16 protein-coding genes are annotated in these 19,571 nt (G+C 63.9%); 10 read left to right on the top strand and 6 right to left on the bottom strand.

Annotated features, from left to right (window positions below):
* The first annotated feature begins 101 nt into the window (after positions 1 to 101).
* The 4 genes from ybeY (at position 102) to QD280_RS08775 (ending at position 4,276) form a co-directional block, all read left to right on the top strand.
* Entirely contained in the window at positions 102 to 779 is a 678-nt protein-coding gene (gene ybeY, locus QD280_RS08790; protein ID WP_347881963.1) for an rRNA maturation RNase YbeY, read from the top strand.
* Between the two features lie 128 nt (positions 780 to 907).
* A complete protein-coding gene (locus QD280_RS08785) occupies positions 908 to 1,816 on the top strand; it encodes a transporter associated domain-containing protein (RefSeq protein WP_052384764.1) in 909 nt (302 codons plus the stop codon).
* Between the two features lie 86 nt (positions 1,817 to 1,902).
* Positions 1,903 to 3,420 carry an apolipoprotein N-acyltransferase gene (lnt, locus tag QD280_RS08780; protein WP_279831820.1) on the top strand — a complete coding sequence of 506 codons (1,518 nt, stop codon included), beginning with the start codon at positions 1,903 to 1,905 and terminating at the stop codon, positions 3,418 to 3,420.
* Between the two features lie 103 nt (positions 3,421 to 3,523).
* On the top strand, positions 3,524 to 4,276 hold the full coding sequence (locus QD280_RS08775) for a YdcF family protein (RefSeq protein WP_043335281.1): 753 nt from the start codon (positions 3,524 to 3,526) through the stop codon (positions 4,274 to 4,276).
* A 124-nt stretch (positions 4,277 to 4,400) separates the two neighbouring features.
* On the opposite strand, the gene QD280_RS08770 is transcribed toward QD280_RS08775, so the two are convergent.
* Both QD280_RS08770 and QD280_RS08765 read right to left on the bottom strand, forming a co-directional pair.
* Positions 4,401 to 5,618, bottom strand: coding sequence for a hypothetical protein (locus tag QD280_RS08770; RefSeq protein WP_279838964.1), 1,218 nt, complete (start codon positions 5,616 to 5,618; stop codon positions 4,401 to 4,403).
* Entirely contained in the window at positions 5,618 to 6,298 is a 681-nt protein-coding gene (locus QD280_RS08765; protein WP_347881960.1) for a zinc ribbon-containing protein, read from the bottom strand. Before QD280_RS08765 ends, QD280_RS08770 begins: the two co-directional genes overlap by 1 nt.
* A 319-nt stretch (positions 6,299 to 6,617) precedes the next feature.
* Here QD280_RS08765 and leuS point away from each other — a divergent pair, with 319 nt between their 5' ends.
* The 4 genes from leuS to QD280_RS08745 all read left to right on the top strand — a co-directional run bounded on the left by leuS (position 6,618) and on the right by QD280_RS08745 (position 11,725).
* On the top strand, positions 6,618 to 9,218 hold the full coding sequence (gene leuS / locus QD280_RS08760) for a leucine--tRNA ligase (RefSeq protein WP_279837238.1): 2,601 nt from the start codon (positions 6,618 to 6,620) through the stop codon (positions 9,216 to 9,218).
* Between the two features lie 180 nt (positions 9,219 to 9,398).
* A complete protein-coding gene (gene lptE / locus QD280_RS08755; RefSeq protein WP_131431324.1) occupies positions 9,399 to 9,944 on the top strand; it encodes an LPS assembly lipoprotein LptE in 546 nt (181 codons plus the stop codon).
* Between the two features lie 350 nt (positions 9,945 to 10,294).
* Positions 10,295 to 11,353 (top strand): DNA polymerase III subunit delta, encoded by a 1,059-nt coding sequence (gene holA, locus QD280_RS08750; protein WP_043335288.1) that lies wholly within the window; start codon positions 10,295 to 10,297, stop codon positions 11,351 to 11,353.
* 21 nt (positions 11,354 to 11,374) lie between these two features.
* Positions 11,375 to 11,725, top strand: a complete 351-nt coding sequence (locus tag QD280_RS08745; protein WP_279838962.1) for a hypothetical protein — start codon at positions 11,375 to 11,377, stop codon at positions 11,723 to 11,725.
* Positions 11,726 to 11,972: 247 nt separating this feature from the next.
* Here the strand turns inward: QD280_RS08745 and QD280_RS08740 are convergent, their stop codons facing one another.
* From QD280_RS08740 to fadB, 3 genes are all read right to left on the bottom strand, one after another.
* Positions 11,973 to 12,905: an amidohydrolase family protein gene (locus tag QD280_RS08740; protein ID WP_107335475.1), complete on the bottom strand. Its 933-nt coding sequence runs from the start codon at positions 12,903 to 12,905 to the stop codon at positions 11,973 to 11,975.
* 205 nt (positions 12,906 to 13,110) lie between these two features.
* The gene (fadA, locus tag QD280_RS08735) at positions 13,111 to 14,289 is read right to left on the bottom strand and encodes an acetyl-CoA C-acyltransferase FadA (protein ID WP_043335293.1); all 1,179 of its coding nucleotides are present in this window, start codon (positions 14,287 to 14,289) and stop codon (positions 13,111 to 13,113) included.
* Positions 14,290 to 14,382: 93 nt separating this feature from the next.
* Positions 14,383 to 16,533: a fatty acid oxidation complex subunit alpha FadB gene (gene fadB / locus QD280_RS08730; RefSeq protein WP_279838961.1), complete on the bottom strand. Its 2,151-nt coding sequence runs from the start codon at positions 16,531 to 16,533 to the stop codon at positions 14,383 to 14,385.
* A 425-nt stretch (positions 16,534 to 16,958) separates the two neighbouring features.
* Between fadB and QD280_RS08725 the strand changes: the two genes are divergently transcribed.
* Positions 16,959 to 18,071 (top strand): DUF5924 family protein, encoded by a 1,113-nt coding sequence (locus QD280_RS08725; RefSeq protein ID WP_279838960.1) that lies wholly within the window; start codon positions 16,959 to 16,961, stop codon positions 18,069 to 18,071.
* Positions 18,072 to 18,288: 217 nt separating this feature from the next.
* The gene (gene slyA / locus QD280_RS08720; RefSeq protein ID WP_043335305.1) at positions 18,289 to 18,735 is read left to right on the top strand and encodes a transcriptional regulator SlyA; all 447 of its coding nucleotides are present in this window, start codon (positions 18,289 to 18,291) and stop codon (positions 18,733 to 18,735) included.
* A 124-nt stretch (positions 18,736 to 18,859) separates the two neighbouring features.
* Here slyA and QD280_RS08715 read toward each other — a convergent pair whose 3' ends face one another.
* Positions 18,860 to 19,408, bottom strand: coding sequence for a hypothetical protein (locus QD280_RS08715; protein WP_054555152.1), 549 nt, complete (start codon positions 19,406 to 19,408; stop codon positions 18,860 to 18,862).
* Between the last annotated feature and the right edge of the window lie 163 nt (positions 19,409 to 19,571).

The raw sequence follows: 19,571 nt of genomic DNA, 5'->3' as shown, positions 1-19,571 counted from the left end.
CAGTCGTCGTGGACCTGCAACTGGCCATCGGCGAGAGTGAACTCGATGGCCAGCCGCTGCCGGCCAGCCATCAGCTGGAAGCCTGGGTGGCGGCTGCGCTGCTGGCCGCCGCGGAAGACGGCGCGCTGGAGCGCGATGCCAGCGACGCCGCGGCGCCGTACGAGCTGACCGTGCGTCTGGTGGAAGAAGCCGAGAGCCAGGGCCTCAATCGCGATTATCGCGGCAAGGACTCCCCGACCAACGTGCTGTCCTTCCCGCATGAGCCGCTGGATCTGGACGACTTCGCCCTGCCGCCGGAACTGGCCGCGCGCTTCGCCGAGGAAGGCGATGACGACAGCCTGCCGCTTGCGGGCATGCCGGAGGGCGATCTGGATGCCGGCGAAGAGGAAGGTCTCGACGGTCACAACAGCGACGATGTCATGCTGGCGTCAGACGCCATGAGCGAAGCTGATGAGGCAGACGCCACTGACGCCGTGTCTTCTGGCTTCTCGACTTCTGCCCTCGGCTCTGCGGCTCCCGAGACCGCGGCTGAGCAAGCTCTTGATGAGCAGCGCTTTCTGGGCGACCTGATCATCAGCGTGCATGTCGTCGCCCGCGAAGCGCGGGAACAGGGCAAGTCGCTGGAAAATCATTTCGCCCACATGCTGGTTCATGGCACCTTGCACTTGCTCGGCTATGACCATATCGAGGACGATGAAGCCGAACGCATGGAAGCGCTCGAGCGTCATGTGCTGGCAGGGCTCGGCATCGCCGACCCCTACCGGGAAGAGAATCACTGATGCCGGCGCCCCTGCGCATCGGCAGCACCCGCCGTCGGGTGACTCGGGGCTTGTCCCCGGGTCGCTCGGCTGCCCCGATACCACCACGACGATGGGGTATCGCCACCGAGGAAAAGAGAAACTAACGCATGAGCGAAGACCGATCGGGAAGCCAATCGAAAACCTGGCTCGATAAGCTGTTCGGCGCCTTCTCAAGCGACACCGACGAACCCAGCTCCCGTAGCGAGCTGCTCCAGTTTCTGGCTGAGGTAGGCCCACGCCTCAACCTCGATCAGGACGCCATCGCCATCATCGAAGGCGCGCTGGAAATCAGCGACCAGCAGGTGCGCGAGGTGATGATCCCCCGCTCTCAGGTGCAGGCCATTCAGGTCGATCAGCGCCCGGAGGAGTACCTGCCGCTGATTCTCGAATCGGCTCACTCCCGCTATCCCGTCATCGACGAGAACCTCGACGAGGTGCTCGGCATCCTGCTGGCCAAGGACCTGCTGCCGCTGATTCTGCAAAATGACAGCGAGCGCAAGCGCTTCGATCTGCGCGAAGCGATCCGTCCGGCGATGTTCATCCCCGAATCCAAGCGCCTCAACAGCCTGCTCAAGGAATTCCGCGAGACCCGCAATCACATGGCGGTGGTCATCGACGAGTACGGCGGCACGGCAGGCCTTGTCACCATCGAGGATATCCTCGAGCAGATCGTCGGGGATATCGAGGATGAGCACGACACCGATGAGGATGAGGACATCCGCGAGCTGGGCGATGGTCAATTCGCCGTCAGCGCGCTGACCACCATCGATGACTTCAACGAGCATTTCGATACCGACTTCTCCGATGAGGAATTCGACACCATCGGCGGTCTGATGATCCAGCGCTTCGGTCACATGCCGCGCCGTCAGGAATCCACCGATTTCGCCGGCTGGCGTTTCACGGTGCTCAATGCGGACAATCGTCGCATTCGTCAGGTACAGGTATGCCGTCTGGAAGATGCCACCGGTGACGCGCCGCCCTCGGCCGAGCATCGTGCGCACATCAGCGGCGAGTGATTCATGGCCTGATCACAGGCTGACCCGATAGAGGACAATGCCAGACACATCCGCCGATGTGTCTGGCATTTTACAAGGAGAGCGGCATGTCAGATTCCCCCCGCGCGAGGAGCTTCCCGGGCGCCTCGTTGCTGGCCAATGTAGTGGCGATCATTGCCGGGGTACTGGTCACCTTGAGCTTTGCCCCCTTCGAGCAGTGGTGGCTGGGCCCGATCGGCGCAGGCCTGCTCTACGGGGCGCTGCGCATGGAAGGCGGTGGCTTCCTGCGCGCCTGGTGGTTCGGGGTCGGCCTGTTCGGCAGCGGGGCCAGCTGGGTCTACGTCTCGATCCATGATTATGGCTATACCGGCATGCCGCTGGCGGTGCTGCTGACGATGCTGTTCGTGGCCTGCATGGCGCTGTTCCCGATGCTGTGGATGGGCCTGTGGCAGCGCTTCTGCTCACGCAAGCTCGATGTGCTGTCATTCGCCGCGGTATTCGTGCTCAGCGAGCTGTTCCGCACCTGGGCCTTCACCGGCTTCCCGTGGCTGCTGCTGGGCAACAGTGCCGTGGGCTCACCGCTGGCCAGCTGGGTGCCGGTGCTTGGCGTCTACGGTATCTCGCTGATCATCGCGCTGTCCGGGGCGCTGCTGTGGAATCTGGCGCTGCGTCGCCGCTGGTGGGCGATCGCGCCGCTGCTCGTGCTGTGGAGCGCGGGTCTGCTGCTGCCGACCGACTGGACACAGTCCGGCGGCCAGCCGGCACGCGTCGCCCTGTTGCAAGGCAACCTGCCGCAGTTGATCAAGTGGAGTGCCGAAGGGCAGCGTCGTGCAGCCAATACCTACGCCGCGATGACGCGCGCCGTGCAGGACGATGCCGACCTGATCGTCTGGCCGGAGACGGCACTGCCGATGCTGCGCGACCAGGCCGAGCCCTTCCTCGAGCGCATCCAGGCAACTCTGCCGCCCAAGACCGGTCTCATTACCGGGATCGTCGAGCGTGACGCCGACAATCGCTTCTACAACAGCGTGATTCCCATCGATGACCCGTCGGCCCAGTATCGCAAGGAGCACCTGGTGCCCTTCGGCGAGTATGTGCCGCTGGAAAGCTGGTTGCGGGGCATCATCGGCTTTTTGGACCTGCCGATGTCGAGCATGCAGTCAGGCGACAGCCAGCAGCCGCCACTGATGGTCAGCGGTCTGCGTATCGGCGTGGCGATCTGCTATGAGATCGTCTACCCGGAGCTGGTCCGCCAGCGCGCCTTGAGCTCTACGGTGCTGCTGACCGTCTCCAACGACACCTGGTTCGGTCACTCCATCGGCCCGCTGCAGCACCTGCAGATGGCTCAGCTGCGCGCGCTGGAAAACGGCCGCTATCTGCTGCGTGCCACCAGCAATGGCGTTACGGCGATCATCTCGCCGCAGGGTGAGATCATCGCCCAGGCGCCCCAGTTCGAGGAGGCCACCGTCACTGGCGATATCCGCCTGCAACTGGGCATGACGCCCTGGATGCACTACGGCCTGCTGCCGGTGTGGATCCTGATCGCGCTGCTGCTGGCGCCGGGCCTTGTGCTGGGCATCAACGAATGCCTCAAGTCGCGCCGTCAACGCCCGCAGGACGCCTGAGGGCCAGAACGTCTGAGTCCCCTGGACCTCAGACGCTTGAACGCTCAACCTTACCCGTTGCCGGGCCGATGCCCGGCACTGCCTCTGCACAAGCGAGACCACAATGGGCATCACCGAGTTACTCGGCATCATCAAGGACCTGGTATTGCCGCCCGGCGGGCCTCTCCTGCTGCTGTTTCTGGCCATGCTGGTGCTCAAGCGCTGGCCGGGCCTGGCACGCGCCATGATGGTCGTGGCCATCCTGGGCATGTGGCTGCTGTCCTCGCCTGTCGTCTCCACGCGCCTGATGTCAGGGCTGGAGCGCATTCAGCCCAGTGAACCGGCAGAGTGGATCCAGGCGCAAGCCGTGGTCGTGCTTTCCGGCGGACGCTACTACGACGCCCCGGAACTGCAGGGCCGTGATCGCATCAATGGCGAGACGCTCAGCCGTCTGGACGAAGGCGTCCGCGTGGCCCGCAACGCGGAGCTACCGATTCTGCTCACCGGTGGCAAGGTATCGTCCTCCGATGACGGCACCCTCGCCGAGCTGATGCAGCGCTCGCTGATCGATGAATTCGACTACCCGGCGCGCTGGCTGGAGAATCGCAGCGAGAACACCCAGCAGAATGCGCTCTTCACGCGCGAGATGCTCGAGCAGGACGACATCAACAAGATCGTGCTGGTGACCAGCGCCTGGCACATGCCGCGCGCGATGCGCAATTTCCAGAACCAGGGCTTCCGCACCATCATCCCGGCGCCGGTGGGCTACACCACGGTGTCCGGACTGGGTATCGATGCCTGGATCCCCAACAGCTCCGCGCTGACCCAGTCACGCTGGGCACTGCATGAATGGATCGGCTGGCTGGTGGGTCGCTAGACCCGACAGCGCTGTTGGCAAGACAAGCGAAGGACTGCTGGCAAGACACACGAAGGGCTGCCCATGGGCAGCCCTTCGTGTATCTATATAACCCGCTCAGCAGACGCTTATCGCTGGATTGCGTTCAGACGTCGCTGTCACGCATCCAGCTGGCCTCCTTGAGCCATGGCCCCAGCTGGCGGAGCTGGAAGGCGCGATTGCGCGTCCACTCGTCACTGCCGACATGCACCGTGCCGCCAGGCGCTTCTCCCAGCACGTCGTCCGGGAACTTCAGGCTGTCGCGACCCTTGATCTGCAGCGAGTAACACCGGTCGTGGCTGACCAGGCTTTCGCGCAGGTAGCGCCACACGCATTCCTTCATGAACCACTGATCGATATTCGGCGTCTCGACATGCTGTGGCTGCCACTGGGCCAGCAATGTCTCGAGTGGCGGCAGGACTCCGGCCACCCCGCCCCACAGCCCCGCCAGCACCAGATCGGTATGACTCCACCAGTCACGCATGACATGGAAGAAGCGCCCGGAGGTCAGCCACATCTGCACCGCGCGCACTTCGCGCAGGCTGATGACGCTGTCGCAGTCGCGAACCACGAAGTAGCCCACCGTCGGGTCATCGGCGACCGCGAAGCGCCAACACAGCCGCTGTCTCAGGGTGTCACTGGAGGGACGCTCACACAGCTCGGCGTCCAGTTCCCGGGCCAGGGCCAGGAAATCATCGGGCACGCTGTCATCGTGATAGAGCCGAACCCGCCACCCCGGATACAGCACCGGCGCCAACAGCAGGTTATGCAGCATGCCGTTCAAGTAGCGCGGCCCCTTGCCCCAGAGGCCGAAGGACAGCACGCGCGTCTTGCCGGCGGCGACTGCCGAGGGGGATTCAGCGGGCAGCCGCCAGCCCTTCGCCAACGGCAGGCTCCCATGCTGCTCGTCCTTGAGCGCCAGGGCGCGACTGCCATGCTCGCGTGCCTCGTCATGGCGCTTGAGTCTGGCCGCGCTGCTGGCCAGCGAGTCGAACAGCACCGGATTAAGACAGCCTCGTGCGGCCAACGCCTCACCGGCCGCCAGCGAGCCGGCGGCATCATTGGCGCGCGACAGACACACCACCTGATTGAGCGCGATCTCTTCATCGGCCGGACACTCCACATGCCCCTGGGCCAGAATCTGGCTGGCCGAGCGATAATCCGCGAGCAGAAACAGGTAATAGGAGATCTGCTTGAAGAGGCCCGCCTCACGTGGACGCGGGCGCTGATTGAAGTGATCGATCAGCTGTTGCAACGCCTTGTGGCGCTGACCGGCGCTCCAGGTGGCATGCGCCGGGGCGAACCAGTCTGACGGTGTCGCCATCAGCCCTGATCACTCTCATCGGCCGCGGGAGGCTGACGAGTGACGGGCGGCGCGCCACGCGAGAAGAAGCGATGTCCACAGGCATGGCAGGGTTCCAGCACGCTGGGCCGCGTGAGCGTGGTGGTCGACTCGCAGTGCACGCAATGCAATAGCCCCGGCGCGATGACCTCGCCGCTGGTGTAGTCGGCGCGCGCGGCCTCGAGGTCTTCCTCGAAGTGGGCGCGGTCCACCACGGTGCGGTCCGCGATCGACATCAGCGCGGAACTGACACTGCGCGACAGCACCGAGAGATCGATCCCCAGCCAGCTGGCGATCCCTTCTCCACCGGTCGCCAGATGGCGGCGGAATTCACGCATGTCACGCTCGACCCAGGCACGCAGCAGCGCCAGCTCGTCGAGCGTGAATTCCTCGACCTCGGCCTCGAACTTGACCGCTTCATCCAGCTCGGCCTTGAGGCCATCCCACGACAGTTCACCGCTGCTGTCTTCCAGCCGCGTCAGGATTCGCCCATAGGCATCGCCGAGACGTCCTTCACCTTCGCTCTGCGGCTGACTGGAGGCTGAGCGCGAGGGCATCGGTGTATCTTCAAAGCCACTGTCATGCGAGGACGTGGCAGCCGTATCACGATCCGTGGCGCTGATCGGCTCATGGGGATCGCGGGGTTCACGTGGTTGGCTCATGGACTCTCCTTGTGTCTTCACCTTCTCCCGTACTACGGGAGGGCATGGCGCTCTACCTTCAGCATGGTGGCGTTGGCGTTGCGACACAAGCCACACTCTTCCACTCCCTGACACGCATCAAGGGCGTGGCACTGGCAGCATGAAGCGCATTCGCCTGGCGCCACAGCACTCGCCTCCCCTACCTGAGTCCTGGCGTCTGGGGTAGACTTGACCCCATCGCAGACAGCGGCGGCCCATCCCGATGTGACCGCCCACCTCTTCACGCCCTGCCTGTCCCTGGTGACGGGTAGCGGCCAATGCCAAGGTAGTGACGGACCCGATGGATTCACAGGATACTTCTCAACAGTACGCTCCCGATCAGATCGAACAGGCTGCCCAGCAGTACTGGGAGAAAAATCAGTGTTTCAAGGCGGTGGAAGATGCCAACCGCGAGAAGTTCTACTGCCTGTCGATGTTCCCCTACCCCAGCGGCAAGCTGCACATGGGTCACGTGCGCAACTACACCATCGGTGACGTGATCTCGCGCTTCCAGCGCATGCAGGGCAAGAACGTCATGCAGCCGATGGGCTGGGACGCCTTCGGCCTGCCGGCGGAAAACGCCGCGATGAAGAACAACGTCGCGCCGGGCAAGTGGACCCACGAGAACATCGCCTACATGCGCGATCAGCTCAAGGCGCTGGGCTTCGCCTACGACTGGAGCCGTGAGTTCGCCACCTGCGACCTGGAATACTATCGCTGGGAGCAGTGGTTCTTCGCCAAGCTGGTCGAGAAGGGTGTCGTCTACAAGAAGAGTTCCATCGTCAACTGGGACCCGGCGGATCAGACCGTGCTCGCCAATGAGCAGGTCATCGACGGCCGTGGCTGGCGTTCCGGCGCGCTGATCGAGCGCAAGGAAATCCCGCAGTGGTTCCTGCGTATCACCGATTACGCCGAAGAGCTGCTGGCCGACCTCGACAAGGTCGAGTGGCCGGAGCAGGTCAAGACCATGCAGCGCAACTGGATCGGCAAGTCGCGCGGTGTCGAGCTGAGCTTCGGCCTCGATGCCAAGGCCAGCCAGGTGCAGGAATCCCTGACCGTCTTCACCACCCGTCCGGACACCCTGATGGGCGTGACCTACGTCGGCGTCGCCGCCGCTCACCCGCTGGCCAAGGCCGCGGCGGAGCACAATGCGGAGCTTGCCGAGTTCAACGCCGAGTGCGCGCGTGGCGGCACCAGCGAAGCCGACATGGCGACCATGGAAAAACGCGGCATGGATACCGGCTTCAAGGCCATCCACCCGCTAACCGGCCGTGAAGTGCCGGTCTTCGTCGCCAACTTCGTGCTGATGGAATACGGCACCGGTGCCGTGATGGCCGTGCCGGCCCACGACGAGCGTGACCACGAATTCGCCACCAAGTACGACCTGCCGATCGAAGCCGTGATCGCCGATGCCGACGGCAATGCGCCTGACGTCAGCGAAGCCGCCTTCACCGAGCACGGCGTGCTGATCAACTCCGGTGACTTCGATGGCCTCGACTTCGAGAGCGCCTTCGATGCCATCGCCGCGCGCCTGGTCGAGCAGGGCCGTGGTGAGGTCAAGACCAACTTCCGTCTGCGCGACTGGGGCGTCTCCCGTCAGCGCTACTGGGGCGCGCCGATCCCGGTCAAGAATGGCCCGAACGGTGAATCCATCCCGCTGACCGACGACGAACTGCCGGTCGCTCTGCCGCTGGAAGTCGAATTCGACGCCTCCGGTGGCTCGCCGATCAAGAAGATGCCGTCCTTCAGTGACCTGGGCGATGGCTGGCAGCGCGAGACCGATACCTTCGACACCTTCATGGAGTCCTCCTGGTACTACGCGCGCTTCTGCTGTGCGGACAACGCCGATGCCATGCTCGACGAGCGTGCCAACTACTGGCTGCCGGTCGATTACTACATCGGCGGCATCGAGCACGCCATCCTGCACCTGCTCTACTCGCGCTTCTTCCACAAGCTGATGCGTGACTTCGGCCTGGTCGACAGCGACGAGCCGTTCAAGCAGCTGCTGACCCAGGGCATGGTGATCGCGGACACCTACTACCGCATCAACGCCAAGGGCGGCCGCGACTGGTTCAACCCGCTGGACGTGGACGTCGAGACCGACGACAAGGGCCGCGCCATCAAGGCCGTGCTGAAGTCCGATGGTCTGCCGGTGGAAATCGGTGGCACCGAGAAGATGTCCAAGTCCAAGAACAACGGTGTGGACCCGCAGTCGATGATCGACCGCTTCGGTGCCGACACCGTGCGCCTGTTCATGATGTTCGCCGCGCCGCCGGAGCAGTCGCTGGAATGGTCCGATTCCGGTGTCGAGGGCGCACACCGCTTCGTCAAGCGCGTCTGGCGTCTGGTCCACGAACATGTCGCCGCCGGCACTCCGGGCGCGCTGGACGTGACTGCCCTGAACGATGATCAGAAGGCGCTGCGTCGCAAGACCCACGAGACCATCGCCAAGTGCAGCGATGACATCGGCCGCCGCACCACCTTCAACACCGCCATCGCGGCCGTGATGGAGCTGGTCAACGCCATCAGCCGCTTCGAGGACACCTCCGAGCAGGGCCTGGCCGTCAGCCGTGAAGCCGTCGAGGCCTGCGTGCTGCTGCTGTCGCCGATCATCCCGCATGCCAGCCACTCGCTGTGGGCGACACTGGGCCACGACGAAGCCGTGATCGACGCCAGCTGGCCGGCCGCCGATGCCGAGGCGATGAAGAAGGACAGCATCGAGCTGGTCGTGCAGGTCAACGGCAAGCTGCGTGCGCGCCTGTCCTTCGCCGCCGATGCCGATCGCGACGCCATCGAAGCCGCGGCGCTGGCAGATGCCAATGTCACCAAGCACACCGATGGCAAGACGGTGCGCAAGGTGATCGTGGTGCCGGGCAAGCTGGTCAATATCGTCGCCAACTGATAGCGACCAGACCGAGCAAGATACCGGCGGCCCGAGTCGCCGGTCCCGTCAGAGCCCGACAGGCAGCTGGAAGGATGTCGGTCTCTGACGGCCATATTCCGTGCGCTGCGTGATGCTGACAGGCACCACGCAGCGCTCTCGCAAGATATTCATGACACTCGTTCATGACAGGAGGTCACGGTGACGCAAGCGAAGTCTTCCAGTGTTTCAGCAGACACATCAGAGCGTGCATCCCGCGGCCTCGGCCGCCGGCGTGTGCTGGCCGCCCTCGGCGTCGGCCTGGCGCTGACGCTGAGCGGCTGCGGCTTCCAGCTGCGCGGCGTGAACGATGCGCCGATGGCCATCACCGAGCTGGACGTCCAGGCACCGATCACCAAGACCCACGACGCCCTGCGCGACGCCCTCGAGCGTGCCGACGTCCAGTTGAGCGACAGCGCCCCGCTGACTCTCAACCTGGGCAAGGTTCGTGAGAACGTGCAGCAGATCACCTACGGCGATGCCGGCAGCATCAAGCGTGAACTGACCTATCGCCTGACCTACTCGCTGCAGCGCAAGTCCGATGGGGCCTATCTGGCCAACCAGCAGGAGCTGCAGGCCAGCAGCTTCTTCTATACCAACGATGATGACCTGCTCAACACCGACAACGTACATGAGCGCGCAGCCGGGGAAGTCAATCGTGATCTGAGCCGTCAGTTGCTGGAGCGCCTGCGCGCAATCAAGCCCTAAGCTCCACGCTCCCGCACTGAGGCGCCCCGTTCGTGAGTCATGAGTCGTGATCCATGAGTCGTGATCCATGAGTGCTGAAAGGCCAGACGATTGACGACAAGCCGATTGACGACAAGACGATTGACGACAGGCGAAGCCGGGAGAAGTGGAAGGAAGCAGACATCAGTTGGTAGAGATTGGAAATCGCAACGTTCGCCAGGCACGGCTCCACGATATCGGGCACCCGATCATCATGGAGCCGTGCCTGTTCAGGGCCACCATCACGCCAGGGCTAGCACCCTGCTCGCGACTGGCCGCCCGAGCCTTAGGCGCACTTGCCCACCAGACCCGCGCAGTATCGAAGGACATTCATGAAGGTCTATCCCGACAAGCTCGACGAGCAGCTCAACAAGCGCCTGTCTCCCGTCTATATCGTGGCCGGTGATGAGCCGCTGATTCACCAGGAAAGCTGCGACGCCATCCGGCGTGCGGCGCGCGCTGCCGGTGTCGAGGAGCGCGAGGTACTGCATGTCGAGAACGGCTTTCAGTGGGGCCGTTTGACCGAATCTGCCGCCAGCATGTCACTGTTCGCCTCGCGCAAGCTGATCGAGCTGCGCATGGGCACCCAGAGTGCCGGCCAGGAAGGCAGCAAGGTCCTCAAGGCCTACGCCGAGCGCATCGAGAAGGATGGCGACATCCTGCTGATCACCGCGGCGCGTCTCGATCGCAAGGTGCAGCAGACGGCGTGGTTCAAGGCATTGGAGAAGGTCGGCGTCTTCATCGCGGTGTGGCCGGTGGACCATTCCCGCCTCGGCTTCTGGATTCGCGATCGTGCCCGTCGTCACGGCCTCGAGCTGAATCAGGACGCCGCCCGCCTGCTGGCCGAGCGCATCGAGGGCAACCTGCTGGCCGCGGATCAGGAGCTGCAGAAGCTGGCGCTGCTGCACCCGCCGGGCGCGCGCCTGGATGGCAATGCCATCGTCCAGGGCGTCGAGGACAATGCCCGCTATGATGTCTTCACGCTGGCCGATGCGTGTCTGAAGGGGGAAGTCGAGCGCAGTGGCCGCATCGTGCTCGGGCTGCGGGGAGAAGGCGTCGAGCCGCCGGTGATCCTGTGGGCCCTGACCCGCGAGCTGCGCACCCTGCTCTCGCTGCGCCAGCACCTCGATCAAGGCCAGAGCTTCGAGCATGCCTGCAAGGCGCAGAAGCCGATGATCTTCGACAAGCGTCGCCCCTTCTATCAACAGGCGCTCAACCGCCTGCCCCACAAGCGCCTGCACAAGCTGCTGCTGTTCTCGCAGCGACTCGACATGGCGATCAAGGGCGGGATGACGCTGCCCATCTGGGACGGGATGGTCGATCTCGCCCTGACGCTCGCCGGCGGACGCGGCCCACTGGCCGAACTGCCTCACGCCTACAAGGTGGTGTGATTCAGACACCCGGGAGAACGCATGCAGACTTCCTCCAGCACGCTTGGCGAAGCCGTCGACGTCGAGACCCTGCGGCGGTGGCTCGCCGAAGGCAATACCCTGACAGTGGAAGTGCAGACGCTGGATCAAGGGCTTCATGTGGTCCGCCTGCATCACGCCGCTGGCATCAGTCGTCTGATCGATGACAACGGCCAGTCCCTGCGCTTCACCGGCACCCAGTGGATCAGTCGCCTGCTGTTGCCGCTGGGGCTGACCCACGGCGTTCAGACCTGGGCGGAAGTACAGGATGAGATGATCGGCCTGCCCACGACGCCGATCGACCATGCCAGCCTGCTGGCCCATGGCACGCGCGTGGCCTTCCAGACCCGCTAGACGCTGCGCGCCACGCCTCTCCTCGCTTGTCTTTCTCCCCTGCTCGTCGCTTGTCTTTCTCTTCGCCTCCCCTCTTGCCTTTCTCCGGCTCCCCTCTTGTCTTTCTTCGCCAATCATCAAGACGCCCCCACCAGCAGGCTGATGAGGGCGTCTTGTCATTCGGCTTCTGTGCCTTATGCGGCTTTTCGGCTTATACAAGTGATACCGCGTCACTCAATTGCGCCCTGCAAGCGTGGCAACTCTTCGCTCAGTGCGCCGCATCCGCCTTGGACTTCACGAACGCCTTGTAGCCATAAAGCTTGCGCGGATTGTCGCGGAAGATCTTCTCGCGCATCTCGCGCTCCGGCAACCAGCGCTGCATCAGCTCGGCTAGGGTGTCCTCTTCCGGCATCTCGACGCCGATATAGGGATGCGGCCAGTCACTGCCCCACACGACGCGCTCCGGATTGGCCGCCACCAGCGCCCGCACCAGCGCCGTGACATCGGAGTAAGGCAAGCGACCACGCGTGGTCAGCCGGTAAGGCGCCGACAGCTTGACCCAGGTGCGCCCCTGCTTGAGCAGTCGACACAGCGCGGCAAAGCCGGGGCATTCAGGGCCACGCGTGGCCGCCAGATGGCCCATGTGGTCGATCACCACCGGCACCGGCAAGCTGCCGAGGCGCGCCTCCATGTCACGGAAGGTCGAGACATCGATCAGGCATTCCAGGTGCCACTTGAAGCGTGCCAGGCGATCCGCCAGCAGCACCACATCACGCCAGCGCAACCCGCCGGCGAAGATCAGGTTGAGGCGAACGCCACAGACTCCCAGCTCGGAGAGCCGCTCAAGCTCGGCATCACTGATGTCGGGCGTGACAACCGCCACCCCACGGTAATCCAGCCCACGCTCACGACAGCTCTGCAAACTGTCGCACAGCAGGCGATTGTCGTAGCCATAGACACTGGGCTGTATCAGCACGCCATGGCTGGCACCCAATGCATGATGCATCTCGAGTGCTTCATTGAGCCCCACGGGGGCCGGGTCATAGGTTCTGTCCGCCGCCAATGGGTAACGCACCGGGTCACCAAACAGGTGAAGGTGACAATCAATACTGCCCGCCGGCAACCGGAAGGTCAGGGGGTGTGGCAAGGGTCTGGGCGGCGTGGCGCGCGGCAGATCCTGCTCGACATGATTCCAGTCCATCGATGCGACTCCCTCGCGTAACCTCAATCATCAAGCCCGGGGCGACGTGACGCTCGATCGCCCACTGCCACGATACTGCGCCGCCCTTCGCGTTTCCAGACAAAAGCCTGCCGACGAAAAAGCGGCATGTCCGAAGACATGCCGCTTGAGGTATCAGACGAGGGTCTGATCGCTTATCGAAAACGCTGACCGAAGACGCTGACGCTCAGTCGAGTCGCTCGAACACGGTCGCGACGCCCTGGCCCATGCCGATGCACATGGTCGCCAGGCCCAGGCGCGTGTTCTGCTGCTTCATGACGTTGAGCAGCGTGGTGCAGATACGCGAGCCGGAGCAACCCAGCGGGTGACCCAGCGCGATGGCGCCGCCGTTGAGGTTGACCGCCGTATCGACACGCTCCAGCAGGCCAAGGTCCTTGAGCACCGGAATCGACTGCGCCGCGAAGGCCTCATTCAATTCGACGGTCTGGATGTCCTCGATGGTCAGGCCTGCCGCCTTGAGCGCCTGCTTGGAGGCCGGCACCGGCCCGTAGCCCATGATGGAGGCGTCACAGCCTGCCACGCCAGTAGAGAGCACACGAGCGATGGGCTTGAGGCCCAGCGCTTCGGCGCGCTCGGCACTCATCACCGCCATGCCCGAGGCGCCCACCGACAGCGCGGAGGAGGTGCCCGCCGTCACGCTGCCGCCCTTGGGATCGAACACCGGCTTGAGGTTGCCCATGGATTCCATGCTGGCATCGCCACGGATGACCTCATCGCGGGTCACCATCACGCGACGCCCCTCGGCATCATGGCCCTCGACGCCGATGATCTCGTCATCGAAGCGACCTTCATCGGCGGCGGCCTGGGCACGCTGGTGAGAGCGCACACCGAACTCATCCTGCTGCTCACGACTCACGCCATGCATCTTGCCGAGCAGTTCCGCGGTCAGGCCCATCATCATCGCCGCCTTGGCCGCATGCTTGCTGGCCGCCGGGTTGACGTCGACCCCGTGTGCCATCGGCACGTGCTCCATGTGCTCGACACCGCCGATGATATAGAAGTCACCCATGCCGGCCTTGATGTTGGCGGTGGCGATATGCAGGGCGCTCATCGAGGAACCACACAGGCGGTTGACCGTCTGCGCCGGTACGGTGCGCGGAATGCCGGTCATGATGGCGGCGTTGCGCGCGATGTTCATGGACTGTTCCAGGGTCTGGTTGACGCAGCCCCAGATGATGTCGTCGACCTCGGCCGGCACCAGGCCGGGATTGCGATCGAACAGCGCCTGCATCACCGCGGCGGACAGATTCTCGGCGCGCACGTGTCTGAAGGCGCCGTTCTTGGCCTTGGCCATGGCGGTACGCACGCCATCGACGATTACCACATCTCTCGGATTCAGATTCATTGTCTGGCTCCCTCATGGCCCTCGCTGTCGCGAGGGCCGAAAATTCTGGTCGGATAGTGCTGGCGGCCACACGGGCGCTCAGCCATCAAAGGCTCAGGAGTAGAAGGCTTCGCCACGCTTGGCGCGCTCGCGCAGCGCCTCGGTCGGGCGATACAGCGGCCCCAGCTCATCGGCCAGGCTGTCGGCCAGCGCGACGAACTCGGCCACGCCCATGGCATCGACATAGCGCAGCGCGCCACCACGGAACGGCGGGAAACCGATGCCGTAGATCAAGGCCATGTCAGCCTCGGCCGGGCTGCCGACGATGTCGTCTTCCAGGCAGCGGATGGTTTCCATGCACAGCGGCACCATCATGCGCGCGATGATGTCTTCATCGGAGAACTCGCGCGTCTCGCTGACAACCTGGGCCACCAGCGCCTGAGCCTCATCATCCGCCAGCTTCTTCGGCTTGCCCTTGCGGTCTTCCTCATAGCGGTAGAAGCCCAGATCGTTCTTCTGGCCGAGGCGCTTGTTGTCATACATCACCTGGATGGCCGTCTTGCCGTCTCGCGCCATGCGGTCCGGGAAGCCTTCCGCCATCACGGCATTGGCGTGCACCGCGGTATCCATGCCGACCACATCCAGCAGGTAGGCCGGGCCCATCGGCCAGCCGAACTTCTCCATCACCTTGTCGACGCGCTGATAGTCGGCGCCCTTCTCGACCAGCAGGCTGAAGCCACCGAAGTAGGGGAACAGCACACGATTGACCAGAAAGCCCGGGCAGTCGTTGACGACGATCGGCGTCTTGCCCATCTGGCGGGCATAGGCGACGGTCGCGGCGATGGCCGCATCGCTGGACTTCTCGCCACGGATGACCTCGACCAGCGGCATGCGGTGCACCGGGTTGAAGAAGTGCATGCCGCAGAAGTTCTCGGGACGCTTGAGCGATTCGGCCAGCCGCGTGATGGAGATGGTCGAGGTGTTGGAGGTCAGGATGGCGTCCTCGGCGACGTTGTCCTCGAGCTCGGCCAGCACAGAGGCCTTGACCTTGGGATTCTCGACCACCGCCTCGACGACCAGGTCCACATTGCCGAAGTCACCGTAGGACAGCGTCGGGCGGATGTTGGACAGGCCCTGCGCCATCTTCTCGGTGGTCAGCTTGCCGCGCTCGACGCCCTTGCCGAACAGCTTGCGAGCCTCCTTCAGGCCCAGTTCGATGGCCTCGCCGTTGATGTCCTTCATCAGGATCGGCGTGCCCTTGCTGGCGCTCTGATAGGCGATGCCGCCGCCCATGATGCCGGCCCCCAGCACGGCGGCCTGCTTGATCTCACTGGCCTGCTTCTCGTAACCCTTGGCCTTCTTCTTGACCACCTGATCGTTCATGAACAGGCCGACCAGATTGAAGGCCACGTCGGTCAGCGCCATCCTGGCGAAGGTCTTGGCCTCGATGGCCTGGGCGCGCTCACGCGATTCCCCCGCCCCCTTCTGGATGACCTTGATGGCCTCCACCGGCGCCGGATAGTGCGGACCGGCCTTGCCGGCCACAAAGCCCTTGGCGGTCTCGAAGGCCATCATCTGCTCGATGGCATTGAGCTTGAGCGGCGAGGTCTTCTCGAGACGACGCGCCTGATAGTCCAGCTCGCCGGCATTGGCACGCGCTAGAATATCGAGTGCCGCCGCATCCAGCTCGGCCACCGGCAGGACGGCATCGACGGCGCCCACTGCCAGCGCCTTGTCGGCACGGTTCTCGGTGCCACCACAGATCCACTCGATGGCGTTGTCTGCCCCGATCAGACGCGGCAGTCGTACACAGCCCGCCCAGCCCGGGATGATGCCGAGCTTGGTTTCCGGCAGGCCGATCTTGGCGCTGTCGGCCATGACCCGGAAATCGGTGGTCAGGGTGATCTCGCAGCCGCCGCCCAGCGCCAGCCCATTGATGGCAGTGACGGTGGGGAACGGCAAGTCTTCGATGGCATTGAAGATGCCATGGATGTTCATGTTCATGTCGATGAGGAAGGCTTCATCCTTCTCGAACATCTGATGGAACTCGGTGATGTCAGCACCGACCACGAACGCTTCCTTGGCGGAGCGGATGACCAGCCCCTTGAGATCGGACGTCGCCTTGATGGCCTCGACCGCCTCTCCCAGCTCCTTGAGTACGTAGCTGGCCAGCTTGTTGACCGATTCGCCTTCAAGGTCGAGGGTCAACAGGGCGATGGCGTCCTGATTGGCCTCGACGGTTAGCGTTTTGCCTGAATAGATCATCCACGGATCTCCACAAGAGAAAGAGGTGAAGGGGCTGCCCGGCGCTCGAGGGTCACTGCCATTTGGCGTTGGCCATGAGGGCACTGGCAACCGGCCTCGCCGGACTCGCCGCTGGCAGAGGCACCGCGCGAGAGTCATCTCTCACCACAGCGCTTCATACAAGCGTTTGAATACAGCCAGCTTGGGCCAGTGACGGGCAAAGATCAAGCCTGCGGACATTAGCGAAAGGTCGGGGGTCACGGGCCGTCTGTATACTGGCCCGGGCTGACTGGCGCACGCCATCGACAGCCGATGTAGGCAAAGATCGACGCTACACCGCACAAGGCAGCCGCGTTACCCTGAACGCTTTCCCAACCCGCAGGCTGGCCGCGACACCTCCTCGCGCGCCAGCAGGCTTTCAAAGGCCTCATCGATATCATGCTTTCATGAGCAGCACTCTCACCGCCCTGTATCTGCGCCTGACCGGCCTTGTCGAACGCACCAAGCGCTGGCACTGGCTATGGCCGCCCATCGGCTTCGCCGCCGGCATCTGCAGTTTCTTCCTCGTCAATCGTCAGCAATGGCTGGGCGGCATGCTGGCGCTGGGCATGATGCTGGCCTGGTTGATCCTGATCGCCGAAGGCCTGTGGAGCCGTCTGCGCCGCCATCGCGGCCAGAATGCCCTGCCCCGCAAGCTGGCGACCTTCGTGGCCCAGCTGATCCAGCAGGAGACACTGTGTTTCACCTTGCCGTTCTTCCTGGCGACCACCGACTGGGCCAGCGGCCAGGCGGGCTTCACGCTGCTGCTGTGCGGCGCGACCCTGCTGTCGATTCTCGATCCCTTCTACTACCGGCTAGCCGAGCGCCATCGCTGGCTGTACTTCGGCTTCCACGCCCTGTGCGTGTTCGTGGTGGTGCTGGTCACCCTGCCCCTGCTGCTGGAACTGACCACGGGTGAGAGCCTGCTGGCCGCCTGTGCCGCCATGAGCCTGTTCGCGCTGCCCAGCGTCGCCAACCTGCGCATCGCTCGCGGGGTGGTCGGCGGTCTGGCGATGATCGGCATCAGCGTGATGCTCGGGATAGGCGCATGGGGGGCACGCGCCTGGATTCCGCCCGCCACGCTGTGGATCAATGCCAGCAGCCTGTCGCCGGACTTCGATACCGCGGCGCGCGCACCGCGTGGCGAGATGCAGCTGACGCCTGCGCAGCTCTCCGCCCGAGGCCTCTACGCCTTCACGGCCATCCGCGCCCCGCGCGGCCTGTCGGAGAAGGTCTATCACGTCTGGCGGCATGACGGCGAAGTCGTCGATCGCATCGCCCTGAACATCAACGGCGGGCGCAGCGAAGGCTACCGCGCCTGGACGCACAAGACCGCCTTCCCGCAGGGCAGCGAGGGCGAGTGGCGCATCGATGTCGAGACGATGAACGGACAGCGCATCGGCAGTCTGCGCTTCGTGGTCAGCGATGATCCGCAGCAGGCGACTCTGGCCGACAGCACCATCAGCCAGCCACCCGGCATCCCCGGCTGGCGTATCACCAACCTGATTCCGGGTTTGTGACAGTCGTCATCATGAGTCACTTTGCAAGCGGGAACGCTGAGTTACTCGACCTTGGACGTAAAATTCGTTCGCAGGCTTGTAATTATCCAGACTGCCTAGCATGCTGATGTGAAGGGCGGCGCGCACAAGGAATCAGTCTCATTCAGGTTTGAGTGATACTGGACGCGCGCCAATGACAAAAGCCCCTTCACATTTGCACTCAGCGGACGACCTATCCATGCATGAAGATATCGGACTCAAGCTTTCCCGCCTGCCGCGCCTGTGGCGCGCCATTCTGGACCAGCGACTGTCCCCACTAGGGCTGACCCAGACTCGCTGGATGACGCTGGTACACCTGTGGCGCATGGGCGATGGTCAGCCCCAATGTGATCTGGCTCGCTCCATCGGTATCGAAGCCCCGTCGCTGGTTCGCACCCTGGACCAACTGACCGAACAGGGCCTGGTCGAGCGCCGTGCCTGTGAGGAAGACCGCCGCACCAAGCGCATCTTCCTGACCCGCAAGGCGCTGCCACTGATCGAGAAGATCGATGCCATCGCCGAGCAGACTCGCATCGAGATGCTCGAGGGCCTGAGCGAAGCGCAGGTCGATCAATTCTGTGAATGCCTGCGCGTCATGGAGCGCAATGGCCTGGAAATCTCCGAGAAGGTGCCGGAGAGCGCCTGAGCCTACACGCCGACCGGAAATGGCCGGCCGCGCCAGCAGGACATGAGCGCAAGCGGAACATGAAAAAGCCCCCATCGAGTGACTCGATGGGGGCTTTTTTCTGCGGGCAGGAAGGCTGCGCGTGTCAGGCGTCCGGCATCTTCGGCTCGGTGCCCACCAGCGGACGACGCTTGTGCGAGATAGGCGCCTTGTCGATCAACAGCGCATGCAAGGCCTCGAATTCGCGCCGCCAGTCGTGACAGCTCTCCACATCCAGACTCTCGCCCCACCACAGCGTCAGACCGGAGAGCGACGACTCCAGCATCAGGGCATCCTCCGGCAGCGTGCGCGTGAAGCGCAGCAAGGCCGCGGCAACATCAGGGTCATCCGCCAGGCGACTCTCCTCGCGCCAGCGATAGCCCGGCACCGCCTCACGCAGGGCATCACTGGCCCATTCATCCTGCACCAGAATGAAGGGCGTGACATCGCGCTCGGTCGGCCAGGGGCGGCGGTAACCGACGATGCCCTTGGGCGCGTCAGAAAGCGCCGGCGCCTTGAGGTCCACCCGCATGCCATCGGCGATCACCGCCTTGCGGACCAGTGAAGTGCGCGTCTCGCGTTTGCTGGGGCGTAACCAGGTCAGCGGCGACAGCATCGCCAGCACGACAAAAATGATGATCAGCGCAGTCGTCATCGTCTATCCAACGGTTGTCTATTCAAGGGTTTCATCAAGCAGGACGTGGCGTGAAAGCGCAGGATAGGCTATGCAGCCCCGCAGTGTTGCGTATCACGCACTGCCATTACGTTGATGTAAGTCATTGTGTTCAAGGGGGCGGCAAGCCTAGCATGGAAGCAGG

The organism is Cobetia sp. 1AS1 (assembly GCF_029846435.1).
Lineage (GTDB): Bacteria > Pseudomonadota > Gammaproteobacteria > Pseudomonadales > Halomonadaceae > Cobetia > Cobetia amphilecti.
The sequence above is the reverse complement of the archived record's forward strand: the minus strand, read 5'-3'. Positions and strand labels throughout refer to the sequence as shown.